The sequence below is a fragment of the Aeromonas sp. ZOR0002 genome, assembly GCF_963866995.1.
GTDB classification, from domain to species: domain Bacteria; phylum Pseudomonadota; class Gammaproteobacteria; order Enterobacterales; family Aeromonadaceae; genus Aeromonas; species Aeromonas caviae.
Genome location: NZ_CAWMFQ010000175.1, coordinates 11,055 through 25,306, shown reverse-complemented (window position 1 = coordinate 25,306; position 14,252 = coordinate 11,055). Strand labels below are relative to the sequence as shown.

10 protein-coding genes are annotated in these 14,252 nt (G+C 64.3%); 6 read left to right on the top strand and 4 right to left on the bottom strand.

What is annotated here, in order from left to right; translation table 11 throughout:
* Nucleotides 1-180: 180 nt before the first annotated feature.
* A complete protein-coding gene (locus tag AACR77_RS10310; RefSeq protein ID WP_010673257.1) occupies nt 181-1,035 on the bottom strand; it encodes a Tim44 domain-containing protein in 855 nt (284 codons plus the stop codon).
* 421 nt (nt 1,036-1,456) lie between these two features.
* On the opposite strand from AACR77_RS10310, the gene dnaB reads away from it, so the two are divergent.
* Both dnaB and alr read left to right on the top strand, forming a co-directional pair.
* Complete coding sequence (gene dnaB, locus AACR77_RS10305; RefSeq protein ID WP_039040054.1) at nt 1,457-2,851, top strand: replicative DNA helicase; 1,395 nt, start codon at nt 1,457-1,459, stop codon at nt 2,849-2,851.
* A 138-nt stretch (nt 2,852-2,989) separates the two neighbouring features.
* Complete coding sequence (gene alr, locus AACR77_RS10300) at nt 2,990-4,063, top strand: alanine racemase (RefSeq protein ID WP_042881257.1); 1,074 nt, start codon at nt 2,990-2,992, stop codon at nt 4,061-4,063.
* A gap of 157 nt (nt 4,064-4,220) precedes the next feature.
* On the opposite strand, the gene putA is transcribed toward alr, so the two are convergent.
* The gene (gene putA, locus AACR77_RS10295) at nt 4,221-8,168 is read right to left on the bottom strand and encodes a trifunctional transcriptional regulator/proline dehydrogenase/L-glutamate gamma-semialdehyde dehydrogenase (protein ID WP_042881256.1); all 3,948 of its coding nucleotides are present in this window, start codon (nt 8,166-8,168) and stop codon (nt 4,221-4,223) included.
* Nucleotides 8,169-8,566: 398 nt separating this feature from the next.
* Between putA and AACR77_RS10290 the strand changes: the two genes are divergently transcribed.
* On the top strand, nt 8,567-9,004 hold the full coding sequence (locus AACR77_RS10290; RefSeq protein WP_041211205.1) for a VOC family protein: 438 nt from the start codon (nt 8,567-8,569) through the stop codon (nt 9,002-9,004).
* Between the two features lie 132 nt (nt 9,005-9,136).
* On the opposite strand, the gene fumC is transcribed toward AACR77_RS10290, so the two are convergent.
* Nucleotides 9,137-10,528 carry a class II fumarate hydratase gene (fumC, locus tag AACR77_RS10285; protein ID WP_042881254.1) on the bottom strand — a complete coding sequence of 464 codons (1,392 nt, stop codon included), beginning with the start codon at nt 10,526-10,528 and terminating at the stop codon, nt 9,137-9,139.
* Nucleotides 10,529-10,650: 122 nt separating this feature from the next.
* Between fumC and AACR77_RS10280 the strand changes: the two genes are divergently transcribed.
* From AACR77_RS10280 to AACR77_RS10270, 3 genes are read left to right on the top strand one after another with little or no spacing between them, the layout of a single operon-like run.
* Nucleotides 10,651-11,079: a MarR family winged helix-turn-helix transcriptional regulator gene (locus tag AACR77_RS10280; protein WP_039040059.1), complete on the top strand. Its 429-nt coding sequence runs from the start codon at nt 10,651-10,653 to the stop codon at nt 11,077-11,079.
* A gap of 36 nt (nt 11,080-11,115) precedes the next feature.
* On the top strand, nt 11,116-12,177 hold the full coding sequence (locus AACR77_RS10275) for an HlyD family secretion protein (protein WP_042881252.1): 1,062 nt from the start codon (nt 11,116-11,118) through the stop codon (nt 12,175-12,177).
* Between the two features lie 7 nt (nt 12,178-12,184).
* A complete protein-coding gene (locus AACR77_RS10270; protein WP_042881250.1) occupies nt 12,185-13,723 on the top strand; it encodes a DHA2 family efflux MFS transporter permease subunit in 1,539 nt (512 codons plus the stop codon).
* Nucleotides 13,724-13,789: 66 nt separating this feature from the next.
* On the opposite strand, the gene pepE is transcribed toward AACR77_RS10270, so the two are convergent.
* The coding region (gene pepE, locus AACR77_RS23145; RefSeq protein ID WP_231563202.1) for a dipeptidase PepE at nt 13,790-14,252 on the bottom strand (463 nt) is incomplete at its 5' end.

Below are 14,252 nucleotides of genomic sequence, written 5' to 3'. Positions count from 1 at the left end.
AGCCAATAAAAAAGAGAGGCAGCCATGGCTGCCTCTCTTTTTATTTTCAATGTCATCAGCTGTGTCTCTCGGGAAATATATCCGGCCACGGGAAGCTGCCTCGAAATAGGGCATGACACGATCTGAGGGCAATAAAAAGGCGACCCTGAGGTCGCCTTGATGAAATGGGTCGGTTGAACCTTAGAGCTGCTCGATGCCGACGATATGCCAGGGGGCATTGTCCTTGGCGAGATCACGCTCGAGGTGCCACACCTCCTTGATATCCTCCTCGACCTGCTCCTGACGATCCATGTAGCGGCCGCTGAAGCGCACGCTCACCTGGGCCCAGTCGCTGCCGTAGTCGGCACGGACCAGCTGGGTGTCCACGTACATCACCTCGGTGTGCTGCTCACCGGAGAGCTCGGCGCGTTCGGCCTTGAGGTGCTCGAACAGCTCGGGGCTCACGTACTCGCGGATCTTCTCCAGGTCGTTCTTGTTCCAGGCCTCTTGCAGGGTGCGGTAGTGATCGCGGGCGCCGGCCAGGAAGCCGTTCATGTCAAAGCCCGGGGGCAGACGGAAGGGCACGTCGCTGTCGGCAAAACCGGTGGCCTGCGGGGCGCTGTGGCTCTGCTCGAACTGCTGGGGGGCCGCGCTCTGGGGCGGTTGATAGCCCGCATAGGCCGTCTGTGGCTGGGCCGCTGCCGCCTTGTTCCTGCGCAGGGCTCGGAACAGGAAGACACCGCCCAGTGCCAGCAGGGCGATCAGCAGGAAGTCCATCCCTTGCAGACCTTCGAAGGCACCGCTGCCCAGCAGGTAGGCGAACAGGCCGCCGGCCAGCAGACCACCCAGCAGGCCGCCCATCATGCCGCCTTTCTTGGGTGCCTGGGCGCCCACGGTCGGGTTCTTGGTGTCGACCGGCTTGGCCGCAGGTTGGGCCGGGGCCGTCTTGTAGCTCTTGCCAAAGGATTTGCCGCCACCAAGTTTCTTGGCCTCGGCGATGGGTGCCCCAAGGCCAATGGCCAGGATCAGGGCAAACAGGGTCAGCATCTTTTTCATTTTGACTCTTTCACTCTCATGTAGGTGGGGGCATGCTCTGCTTGTGCAAGCTCAGCGAGGCGCATGGCAGGCTGCCAGTCCCTTTTTGTGTTGCAGCTTGCTGGTATGATTATCACGGATGGCATGAATTATTCATGAACAGATTGAGTCGTCCGACAGGGGAGGCGCCCATGAGACACAGACGGCCGAGTCGCTCGGTGCGCAGGCTGCGCAACAAACAAAGAGCAAGAACGAAAGATCAGACCCTGGTCTGGCCCTTTCTCGTACTGTGAGGCAGGTCTGCGGCGCAGAAGTGGATGACGCTGACGAGGCTTGGGTCCCGTCTTGTCGCCGGATGCGATGACGGGACGTATTAGCACTCGCGATGGCGGGGTTTCTTTTGTAAAATTCCCGTCCCCTTCCCGCTGCGGTTTTTATGTGTATGGCAGAGCAAGTGACGGCGAAAAAAGACGCCAAGACACAACAGCTGAAAGTACCTCCCCACTCTTTTGAGGCCGAACAGTCCGTACTGGGTGGCCTGATGCTGGACAACGAGGCCTGGGATCGGGTCGCCGAACGGGTGATCGACAAGGATTTCTACAGCCGTCCGCACCGCCTGATCTTCCAGGCCATGACCCGCCTCTCCAATGCGGGCAACCCCATCGACCTCATCACTCTGCAGGAGGAGCTCGAGCGCTCCGAGCAACTGGAAGAGGCCGGTGGCTTCGCCTATCTGGTGGAGATCGCCAAGAACACCCCGAGTGCCGCCAACATCAGTGCCTACGCCGAGATCGTGCGTGAGCGGGCGGTGGTGCGGGAGATGATCTCGGTCGCCAACGAGATAGTCGAAGCGGGCTACGAGCCCCAGGGCCGTACCTCCAACGATCTGCTGGATCTTGCCGAGAGCAAGGTGTTCCAGATCGCCGAGCAGCGCACCAGCGCCAACGAGGGCCCCCAGCCCCTGAAGCTCATCCTCGAGCAGACCGTCGACAAGATTGAAGAGCTGTTCAAGACCCCCCACAACGGGGTGACCGGCGTGTCGTCCGGCTACAACGATCTGGACAAGATGACCGCCGGCCTGCAGCGTTCGGATCTGGTCATCGTCGCCGCCCGTCCCTCCATGGGCAAGACCACCTTTGCCATGAACCTGTGCGAGCACGCGGCCCTCACCGCCGACAAGCCGGTGCTGATCTTCTCCCTCGAGATGCCCTCCGAGCAGATCATCATGCGTATGCTCGCCTCGGTGGGGCGCATCGACCAGACCAAGGTGCGGACCGGCCAGCTCGACGACGAGGATTGGGCGCGGCTCTCCTCCACCATGGGGCTGCTGCTGGAGAAGGGGAAGATGTACATCGACGACTCCTCCGGCCTGACCCCGACCGAAGTGCGCTCCCGTGCCCGTCGGGTGGCGCGGGACAACGGCGGCATCAGCATGATCATGGTGGACTACCTGCAGCTGATGCGGGTTCCGGCGCTGTCTGATAACCGTACACTGGAAATCGGTGAAATCTCCCGCTCCCTCAAGGCGCTGGCGAAAGAGTTGCAGTGCCCGGTGGTGGCGCTCTCCCAGCTCAACCGAAGCCTGGAACAGCGGGCCGACAAGCGCCCGGTCAACTCGGATCTGCGGGAATCCGGCTCCATCGAGCAGGATGCGGACTTGATCATGTTCATCTACCGCGACGAGGTCTACCACGACGACAGCCCCGACAAGGGGATCGCCGAGATCATCATCGGCAAGCAGCGTAACGGTCCCATAGGACGAGTGCGGCTCACCTTCCAGGGTCAGTTCTCGCGTTTTGACAACTACGCGGGCCCGGCGTTTGACGATGACTACTAAGTAAGTCGGGAGCCTGCTCCCGGCATCCATAAACAGTTTTCCCGGTTCGACAATTCTGCCGGTCCGGCCTTAGACGATGAGATTTGAGGGCTGACACCACCCGGTGCCTGATTATCATGCCCTCGTAAGGGAAAACAGATGAAAGCGGCTATCGCCCAGATCAACACAGCGGCCCTGCGCCACAATCTCGCCGTGGTGAAACGCCACGCCCCCCAATGCAAGATCATTGCCGTGGTCAAGGCCAATGCCTACGGCCACGGCCTGCTGCCGGTCGCCCGCACCCTGGTGGATGCGGACGCCTACGCGGTGGCCCGCATCGAAGAGGCGCTGATGCTGCGCTCCTGCGCCGTGGTCAAGCCCATCGTGCTGCTGGAGGGCTTCTTCAGCGCCGCCGACCTGCCGGTGCTGGCGGCCAACAACCTGCAGACCGCGGTGCACACCTGGGAGCAGCTCGAGGCGCTGGAGCAGGCGGAGCTGCCTGCCCCCGTAGTGGCCTGGCTCAAGCTCGATACCGGCATGCACCGCCTCGGGGTACGGGCCGAGGAGATGCCCGCCTTTATCGAGCGCCTCGCCAAGTGCAAGAACGTGGTGCAGCCGTTCAATGTCATGACTCACTTCAGCCGCTCCGATGAGCTGGAGCAACCCACCACCCGCGAGCAGATCGACTTGTTCAGCCAGCTGACCGCGCCGCTTTTGGGCGAGCGCGCCATGGCCAACTCGGCAGGCATCCTGGCCTGGCCGGATTCCCACTGCGATTGGATCCGCCCCGGCGTCATCCTCTACGGCGTCTCGCCGTTCCCTAATACGGTGGCGGCCGATTACGACCTGCAGCCGGTGATGACCCTCAAGACCCAGCTCATCGCGGTGCGGGATCACAAGGCGGGCGAGCCGGTGGGTTATGGCGCCAACTGGGTGTCGGATCGCGATACCCGGCTCGGGGTGATTGCCATCGGCTATGGCGACGGTTATCCGCGCATGGCCCCCAACGGCACGCCAGTGCTGGTCAATGGCCGCATCGTGCCCCTGGTGGGTCGCGTCTCCATGGACATGACCACGGTGGATCTCGGCCCCGACGCCACCGACAAGGCCGGCGACGAGGCAGTGCTCTGGGGTGAGGGGCTGCCGGTAGAGCGGGTGGCCGACCAGATCGGCACCATTCCCTATGAGCTCATTACCAAGCTCACTTCCCGGGTGTTTATGGATTACGTGTAGGCGAGTTGCCCCTCATCCCCCACCCTTCTCCCGCGAGGGGAGAAGGGAGAACAAAAAGGCCGCCCCGACAAGGGCGGCCTTTTTCATGGGCGTGTCCCAGAGACGAAAGAACAAGCCCCGCATCGGCGGGGCTTGAGTCTCCGTCACTATGTGGCGCTTAGCCGATAGTCATCAGGCTGGCGTTGCCACCGGCGGCGGCGGTGTTGACCGAGAGGGCGTGCTCGATGAGCAGGCGCTCCAGCGGGATGTCGGTCTCGCCGCGATGCAGGCCGTGCACACCGATGATGGCGCCGTTACGGGCTGCCTGGCGCGCGGCGGCGAGCTTGCTCACCTCCCGCAACTGATCCGAGTCGCCGTGGTGCAGCAAGGCATCGAAGTCCGTCTCCCCCGTGGCCCAGTCCGCCACCAGCGCGATGGGATCCCGCACCTCGGTCGGCAGGGAAGAGAGCAGGGAGCGTGTCTGGGCATCGTCCGGCAGCAGCACCTGGCTGCCGACCGCCAGACAGGCGGCCAGCTGGGCCAGCAGGTCGGCCTTCTCCTGGGCAAGACAGAGCACCCGTTCCCGGGGCAGCAGGCTGTAGCTGTTGCGCTCGCCGGTGGGGCCGGTCAGCAGCTGGGTACGGCCGCTCTGGGAGAGCGCGGCGTAGTGATCGCACAGGGCGGCGAGGGCCGGATCCTGCTTGCTCGCCCAGTCGCGCAGGGCCACGAGGGGGGCTTTCGCCTCGGCGTGCAGGGCACCGGACTCCTGGTGCAGCTGGTTGGCCACCGCCTCCTGGGGACGGGCGCCGAGCAGGCGATACATGTAGAGCGGGCCACCGGCCTTGGGACCGGTGCCGGAAAGCCCTTCCCCACCGAAGGGTTGCACCCCGACCACGGCGCCCACGATGTTGCGGTTGACGTAGAGGTTGCCCACCTTGGCCACGTTCACCACCTGGGCGATGGTCTCGTCGATGCGGGTATGAACACCCAGGGTCAGGCCGTAACCGCTGCCGTTGATCTGCTCGAGCAGCTCCCCGAGCCGGGTGCGCGGGTAGCGGACCAGGTGCAGCACAGGGCCGAACACCTCGCGACCCAGCTCGTCCAGGCTGTCGAGCTCGATCAGGGTCGGCAGCACGAAGGTGCCGCGGCTGCAGGCATCCCCCTGGGTGCGGGCGATCTGGTGCACCTTGCGCCCCTTGTCGCCCATGGCCTTGATGTGGCGCTCGATGTTGGCCTTGGCCTCGGCGTCGATGACGGGGCCGATGTCGGTGGAGAGGTGCTCGGGGCTGCCGACCTTGTACTCGGCCATGGCGCCCTTGAGCATCCGGATCACCCGATCCGCCACGTCATCCTGCACGCACAGCACTCGCAGGGCGGAGCAGCGCTGACCGGCGCTGTCGAACGCCGAGGAGATGACATCCATCACCACCTGTTCGGTCAAGGCGGAGGAGTCGACGATCATGGCGTTCTGGCCGCCGGTCTCGGCGATGAGGGGAATGGTGCGACCCTGGGCGTCGAGGCGACCGGCCAGGTTGCGGGAGATGATGCCCGCAACCTCGGTGGAGCCGGTGAACATGACGCCGCGCACCCGTTCGTCCGCGATGAGCGCCGCACCCACGGTCTCACCACGGCCCGGCAGCAGTTGCACCGCACCGGCGGGAACCCCCGCTTCCAGCAGGATGCGCACCGCTTGTGCCGCGATGAGGGGGGTCTGCTCGGCAGGCTTGGCCAGCACCGTATTGCCGGCGGCCAGGGCCGCGCACACCTGGCCGCTGAAGATGGCCAGCGGGAAGTTCCAGGGGCTGATGCAGACCACGGGGCCGAGCGGCCTGTGGGTGTCGTTGGCGAAGTGGTTGCGCGCCTGGGCGGCGTAGTAGCGCAGGAAGTCCACCGCTTCGCGCACCTCGGCGATGGCGTTGGCGAAGGTCTTGCCGGATTCGCGAACCAGCAGGCCCATCAGGGGTTGCAGTTCGGATTCCATCAGATCGGCGGCCCTGTCCAGCACGGCGGCCCGCTCGGCTGGCGGGGTGGACTGCCAGATCTGGCCGCTCGTGAGGGAGCAGGCGAGCGCCTTGTCCACCAGCGCTACCGTGGCTTCGCTCACCTGACCGACGACATCGCGGTGATCCGCCGGGTTGAGCACGGGCTGGAACTGGGTCGGCGCCTCGGTGTCGCAACCCAGCATGGACACGGCCTGATAGGCGGTGTTGGTGCTGGCGAGCAGGGCGGCGGAGAGGGACCCCAGGCGGTGCTCGTTCGCGAGATCCAGACCTGCGGAGTTCGGGCGTGCCTCGCCGTAGAGATCCCGGGGCAGGGGGATGCGCGGATGGGGCAGACCCAGGGTCCCTTCACGGGCGGCCATCTGCTCGATTTGCTGCACCGGATCCTGCACCAGGTCCGAGAGGGAGATGTTGTTGTCCGCGATGCGGTTGACGAAGGAGGTGTTGGCCCCGTTCTCCAGCAGGCGGCGCACCAGGTAGGCGAGCAGGGTCTCATGGCTGCCCACCGGGGCATAGATGCGGCAGGGGCGACCCAGCTTGCCGTCGGCCACCTTGCCGACCACCTGTTCGTAGAGCGGTTCACCCATGCCGTGCAGGCACTGGAACTCATACTGGCCCGGGTAGTAGTTCTGACCCGCCAGCTGATAGATGGCAGACAGGGAGTGGGCGTTGTGGGTGGCGAACTGGGGATAGATGGCCTCGGGCACCGCCAGCAGCTTGCGGGCGCAGGCGAGGTAGGAGACATCCGTGTAGGGCTTGCGGGTGTAGACCGGGTAGCCTTCCAGCCCTTCCTGCTGGGCGCGCTTGATCTCGCTGTCCCAGTAGGCGCCCTTCACCAGACGGATCATCAGGCGGTGACGGCTGCGCTTGGCGAGATCGATGACGTAGTCGATCACATAGGGGCAGCGCTTCTGGTAGGCCTGGATGACGAAGCCGATGCCGTTCCAGTCGGCGAGGGACGGATCGAAGCAGAGCTTCTCCAGCAGATCGAGGGAGATCTCCAGCCGATCGGCCTCCTCGGCGTCGATGTTGATGCCGATGTCATACTGCCTGGCGAGCTGGGTCAGGCCCAGCAAGGTGGGATAGAGCTCCTCCATGACGCGATCGTACTGGGCGCGGCTGTAGCGCGGATGCAGGGCGGAGAGCTTGATGGAGATACCCGGCCCCTCGTAGATGCCGCGACCGTGGGAGGCCTTGCCGATGGCGTGGATGGCCTGCTCGTAGGAGGCCAGATAGCGTTTGGCGTCCTCCTCGGTCAGGGCCGCTTCCCCCAGCATGTCGTAGGAGTAGCGGAACCCCTTGCTCTCCATGCCGCCTGCGTTCGCCAGCGCCTCGGCGATGGTCTCGCCGGTGACGAACTGCTCACCCATCAGGCGCATCGCCATGTCGACGCCCTTGCGGATGAGCGGCTCACCCCCCTTGCCGATGAGTCCCTTGAGGGAGCTGTTCATGCCCGCCTCGTTGTGGGTGGCCACCAGCTTGCCGGTGATGAGCAGACCCCAGGAGGCCGCGTTGACGAACAATGAGGTGCTCTGGCCCAGGTGCTGGCTCCAGTTGCCGCCGCTTATCTTGTCGCGGATGAGGGCATCCCGGGTCGCCTTGTCGGGGATGCGCAGCAGCGCCTCCGCCAGGCACATCAGGGCCACCCCTTCCTGGGAGGAGAGGGAGAACTCCTGAAGCAGCCCCTGGACCAGGCCCTGACGGCCGCTGGCGCTCTTCTGGTTGCGCAGCTTCTCGGCGATGCCCATGGCCAGCTTCTGGGTCGCGTCAGCCTTCTCCTTGGGCAGACGGGCCTGCTCCAGCAGCATGGGGACGGCTTCGGTCTCGGGGCGGCGATAAGCCCCCGTGATGGCGGCCCGCAGCACGGACTGGGGCAGAATGCTCTCGGCAAACTCGAGGAAGACCTGGATGCCCTGCTCGGTCAGGGTCTCGACGGCCTCTTCCCCGGCGGCGGCAGCCAGCCCGGAGTGCTCGGGCGGGGTCAGACCGCGATCCAGTTGCTCCAGATAGGTGAAGATGGCTTGCTTGATCAGCCAGTGGGGAGTGCGATCCAGGGTCTGCGCAGCCTGTTTGAGGCGGTCGCGGGTCGCTTCATCGAGTTTGACGCCGAGGGTGGTAGTGGCCATGGGACTTCCTGTGTCTAGAAGGTAACAATATTACCGGACGGTTAAATTTCGCCGATGATGGTGCAACCAGGTGCAACCTTCAAGCAAGAAATTTTAATGTATTGGTTACATTGTTGAATTCTTCCATGAATCCGGTCTCTATCAGGCTCCTTTCAAGCCCGCCGCTTGTCCGCTTTTCACAGCATTATTAATGGGTTGGCAATGCATCTTATGAATGCTGATGTGAGGTGCAACCTCTTGTAAATGTGGTTGCACTTTTGGGGGTTAGACCGAGGCGGGGCGGTGATCACGGCTCCCCATACGGGGAGGGGGACCGGATCGCCACCTGACGGTGCCCCGTGCTCTTCTATGCTGTTAGCTGGCCACAGGGGCCAGCTATCGGTGACAAGGAGAAACCCATGGCGCGTGTCAGTACCTATCTCAATTTTGCCCGGGAGACGGAGGCTGCCTTCCTCTTCTATCGCGAAGTGTTCGGCGGTGACTTCAGCGGCCCCATTCACAGGTTCAAGGAGTCCCCGGGCTGCCCGGGCCAGCCCCCTTTGTCGGAGGAAGACGGGGAGCTGGTGATGCATGTGGCCCTGCCCATCCTCGGGGGCCACGTGCTGATGGGCACGGATGCTCCGGCCAGCATGGGGTTCACCCTGGTGCAGGGCAACAACAGCTACCTCAACCTGGAGCCGGACAGCCGGGGCGAGACCGATCGCCTGTTCGCAGCCCTGGCCGAGGGAGGCAAGGTGGAGATGCCGCTGGCGGAGATGTTCTGGGGTGACTATTTCGGATCCCTGGTGGACAAGTTCGGCACCCACTGGATGTTCAACTGCCAGAGCAAGACCTGACGGCAGATCTGCAATGAAAAGGGCGCCATGGCGCCCTTTTCATCTTTGTTGCCCATCACTGTCCCTATTTGCTGCGCCCCGCCACCTGCGGTGGTATGCCCCGGGTATGGGATTGCCGTGCGCTGCGCTGCCTTATGGCGTGCGGCCCACCATGTCAGCGGGGATCACCCAGGCATCGAACTGCTCCGCGCTGAGGTGGCCCGAGGCAATGGCCGCCTCCCGCAGACTCAGCCCCTGATGGTGCGCCCGTTTGGCGATCTCGGCCGCCTTGTCATAGCCGATATGGGGGTTGAGGGCCGTCACCAGCATCAGGGAGCGGGAGAGCAGATCGTCGATCCTGGCCTGGTTCGGGGTGATGCCGACGGCGCAGTGGTCGTGGAAGCTCTGCATGCCATCCCCCAGCAGCCGCACGCTCTGCAGGACGTTGTAGGCGATCATCGGCCTGAACACGTTGAGCTCGAAGTTGCCGCTGGCACCGCCGATGTTGATGGCCACATCGTTGCCCATCACCTGGGCGCACAGCATGGTGAGCGCCTCGCTCTGGGTCGGGTTGACCTTGCCGGGCATGATGGAGGATCCGGGCTCGTTCTCGGGGATGAGCAGCTCCCCCAGCCCGCTTCGGGGGCCGCTCGCCAGCCAGCGCACGTCGTTGGCGATCTTCATGAGGGAGGCTGCCAGCGTCTTGAGGGCACCGTGGGCGTGAACCTGGGCGTCACTCGCCGCCAGGGCCTCGAACTTGTTGGGGGCGCTGATGAGCGGCAGGCCGGTCTGCTCGGCCAGGGTTCTGGCCACCGCCTCGGCAAAGCCGGGAGGGCAGTTGAGGCCGGTGCCCACGGCGGTGCCGCCGAGCGCCAGCTCGCACAGATGGGGCAGGGCGGCCCGTAGATGGCGCTCCCCCTGTTCAAGCTGGGCGACCCAGCCGGAGATCTCCTGGCCCAGGGTGAGGGGAGTGGCATCCTGCAAATGGGTGCGGCCAATCTTGACGATGTGGTCGAAGGCGGCGGCCTTGCCTGCCAGGGTCTGCTTCAGGGCAGCGAGGGCCGGCAGCAACCGCTGCGTGATGGCGGTGACCGCCGCCAGGTTCATGGCGCTCGGGAAGACATCGTTGCTGGACTGGCTCTTGTTTACCTCGTCGTTGGGATGCACCAGCCGCGCTTCCCCCCGGGGGCCGCCGAGCAGTTCGCTGGCCCGGTTTGCCAGCACCTCGTTGAGGTTCATGTTGGTCTGGGTGCCGGAGCCGGTCTGCCACACCATCAGGGGAAACTCGGCGTCGTGCAGGCCGCACAGGATTTCGTCGGCAGCGGCCATGATGGCCTGGGCCTTGCGGGCGGGGAGCAGCCCCAGGGCGTGGTTGACCCGGGCGCAGGCGGACTTGATGCGGGCCAGGGCATGGATGATCTCCATGGGCTGGCGCTCCCCCGAGATGTTGAAGTGATGCAGGGAGCGCTGGGTCTGGGCCCCCCAGAGCCTGTCCGCCGGGACGGCTATCTCCCCCAGGCTGTCCCGCTCCATCCTGATATCCATGACGTGTCTCCTGCCGTTGAGGTGGTGGCACCCAGCATGAACCCAAACGGCGGCCGGGGCCAGCTTGCACATGGATACGCTTTGCATATAATAAGTAAGGCTTACTATATGGATTGCATATCATGAACAAACAACCGGACACCCTTGGCTTTCTCATCGGCGACGTCCAGCGTCTGATGCGCCGCCAGTTCCAGCAGCAGCTGGAGGGAAGCTGCCTCACCCTGGCCCAGGCCAGGGCTCTGGTGCACATTGCACGCAGCGAGGGCATACGCCAGGTGGATCTCGCCGAGCGGCTGGACATCCAGCCCATCACGCTGGCGCGCCAGCTCGATCAGATGGCCGACAACGGTCTGGTGGAGCGGCGCAACGACCCCAACGACAGGCGTGCCCATCAGCTGTTCCTGACCGAGGGGGCGGAACCCTATCTCGAGAAGATCAAGCAGGCCTCCGCTGTGGTGCATCAGCACGCCATCGGTGAGCTGGGGGAGGCGGGCACCCGCGCCCTCTGCGACGCCCTCAAGACCCTGCGCGACAATCTATCGAAGTATTGATCTCATCTTTATCAGCATTGAATGTGGAGTGTTTCTATGAATGCCGAATCTTCCCCTCCCCAAACGCCGGTGACGAACCGCCGCCGGACCCGTCTGCTTCTGCTGGTGGTGGTACCGGCCCTGGCCCTGCTCGGCATAGGTGCCATCTACATGCTGGGTGGCCGTTATGTCGAGACCGACAACGCCTATGTGAAGGCGGACAAGGTGCCCATCAGTACCGAGGTGCTGGGCCGGGTGGCCAAGGTCTATGTGAATGAGAACGAGCAGGTCAAGGCCGGTCAGCTGATGTTCGAGCTGGATCCCGAGACCTTCCAGGTGGCGGTAACCAAGGCCGAGGCGGAGCTCGCCAAGGTGCGCACCGATCTGGTGGCGCTGCAGACCAGTTATCGCGGCCAGCAGGCGGAGATCGCCGTGGCACGCACCCGCCATGCCTATGCCCTGAAGGAGGAGCATCGCCAGGCGGATCTGGTGGCCAAACACTTCACCTCCACCGCCAACTATGACGATGCCCGTCAGCTCACCATACAGACCGCCCAGCAACAGGTGGCGCTGGAGGAGGGGCTCAAGAAGATAGAGGCCTCCCTGAACGGCGACGTCAACCTGCCGGTGGAGCAGCAGCCCGCCTATCAGGAGGCCGCCGCCGAGCTCGCCAAGGCCAAGCTGGATCTCGCCCGCACCAAGATCTACGCCCCCGCCAACGGCATCGCCAGCCAGCTGCCCAAGCCGGGCCAGTACAGCATCGTCGGCATGACCGCCATGATGCTGGTAGAGACCGACAGCCCCTGGATAGAGGCGAACTTCACCGAAACCGAGCTGACCCATGTTCAGCCGGGGCAGGAGGTGGAGATCAGCCTGGACACCTACCCGGATGCCCATTGGCACGGGGTGGTGGAGAGCCTGAGCCCGGCCACCGGTTCCGAGTTTTCGGTGATCCCGGCCCAGAATGCCACCGGCAACTGGGTCAAGATCGCCCAGCGAGTCGCGGTGCGCATCAAGCTGGACGAAATGGCCTCCGGGCCCACTCTGCGCGCTGGCCTGAGCGCCATCACCAAGATAGACACCGGCCACAAACGCAGCCTGCTGGGCTGGTCATTCTGAGGTTAATATGACGACGCAAAGCCATCAGGGGGTGGATCAGAGCTCCCGACGTGGCTTCATCACCCTGTCGGTGATGTTGGCCACCATCATGCAGGCGCTGGACACCACCATCGCCAACGTCGCCCTGCCCCATATGCAGGGGGCCATGGGCGCCACCCAGGATCAGATCTCCTGGGTGCTGACCTCCTACATAGTCGCGGCCGCCATCTTCATGCCGCTGACCGGTTTCATCTCGGCAAGAATTGGCCGCAAAAGGCTGTTCATGTGGTCGGTGGCGGGCTTTACCGTTGCCTCCATGCTGTGCGGCGCGGCCCAGAGCCTGGATCAGATAGTGCTGTTCCGCCTGCTTCAGGGGATCTTCGGTGCCAGTCTGGTGCCCCTCTCACAGGCGGTGCTGCTGGACACCTATCCGCCAGAGAAGCACGGCTCCGCCATGGCGCTCTGGGGGATAGGGGTCATGGTGGGCCCCATTCTGGGGCCCTCGCTGGGGGGCTGGCTCACCGAGTACTACAACTGGCGCTGGGTCTTCTACATCAATCTGCCGTTCGGCCTGCTGGCCTGGTTCGGGCTTGCCGCCTTCATCGAGGAGACGAAGATCGATGCCAGCCGCCGCTTCGATCTGCTGGGGTTCGCCCTGCTGAGTCTCGGCATCGGGGCGTTGCAGATGGCGCTGGACAGGGGAGAGTCCCAGAACTGGTTCGCCAGCCGGGAGATCGTCATCGAGACCATCCTGATGGTGATGGCGTTCTACCTCTTCGTGGTGCATATCTTCACCCACCCGCACCCCTACATAGAACCGGCCCTGTTCCGGGATCGCAACTTCAGCGTCGGTCTGCTCTTCATCTTCATCGTCGGCATCATCTTGCTGGCGACCATGACGCTGCTGCCTCCCTTCATGCAGGGGCTGATGGGTTACCCGGTGATCGACGTGGGTTACCTGCTCGCCCCGCGCGGGGTGGGCACCATGGTTGCCATGATGCTGGTGGGCAGGCTGTCGGGCCGGGTGGACGCCCGTTACCTCATCCTGTCAGGGCTGCTGCTCACCAGCTTCTCCATGTGGGAGATGACCCTGTTCAACACGGACATCGGCAGCTGGGACATAGTGCGCACCGGCATCATCCAGGGGCTGGGGCTCGGCTTCATCTTCGTGCCACTCTCCACCATCACCTTTGCGACCCTGGCGCCGCGCTATCGCAACGAGGGGACGGCGCTGTTCAGCCTGGTGCGCAACATCGGCAGCAGCATCGGCATCTCGGTGGTGATCACCTATCTGGCCCAGCGATCCCAGATGAACCACGAGGCGTTCGCCGCCTACATCACCCCGTTCAATGTCAACCTGCATCAGGGCGGGGGCATGGCGGAGCTGATGACGCCGAAGGGGCTGGCCATGATCAACGGCGAGGTGACCCGGCAGGCCAGCCTGCTCGCCTACCTGCAGGATTTTCGCCTGATGATGTGGGTCAGCCTGTGCGCCGTGCCGCTGGTGGTGTTGCTGAGGGCTCCCGGGCGCAGCGGCTCTCGGGAGGAGATGGCCATTCTGGAGTGAATCACGAAGGGGCGAGCAACAAAGAAAGAGGGATGGCGCAGGCCATCCCTCTGTCGTTTGGCAGGATCAGCGTGTCGGCGTGAAGGGGGTGAGCGCTGCCAGAGGCGCAGCGTCCCCGTATTCCCGGATGGGCTCGCCGTGCTTGAAGATCTTGAAGGTCTCGCTCCGGGCACTCCAGTACTCGATGTGATCGCTGCCGATCTGCAACAGGCTCGCCTCGCGCAGGGCCACCACGGATTCGCTCGGGTTGATGGCGCAGAATTCGGCCAGACGCTCGTCCCGGGTCTCCCCCATGTGGCCGCTGATGCTGGCGTCCAGATAGTGGGGGTTGATCTGCACGGGGAAGAGCCCCAGCGCAGGCAGCACGACGGCGCTGCACACCGGCATGTCGTTGGTGGTGCGGATGCTGGGGGTGGCCACGTTGCAGCCGGCGCTCCAGCCCACATAGGGCACGCCCCGCTCGCGCACCGCACGCTGGATGGGGACCACCAGACCATACTCGTGCAGCCGCTGGTTCAGGAGCCAGGTA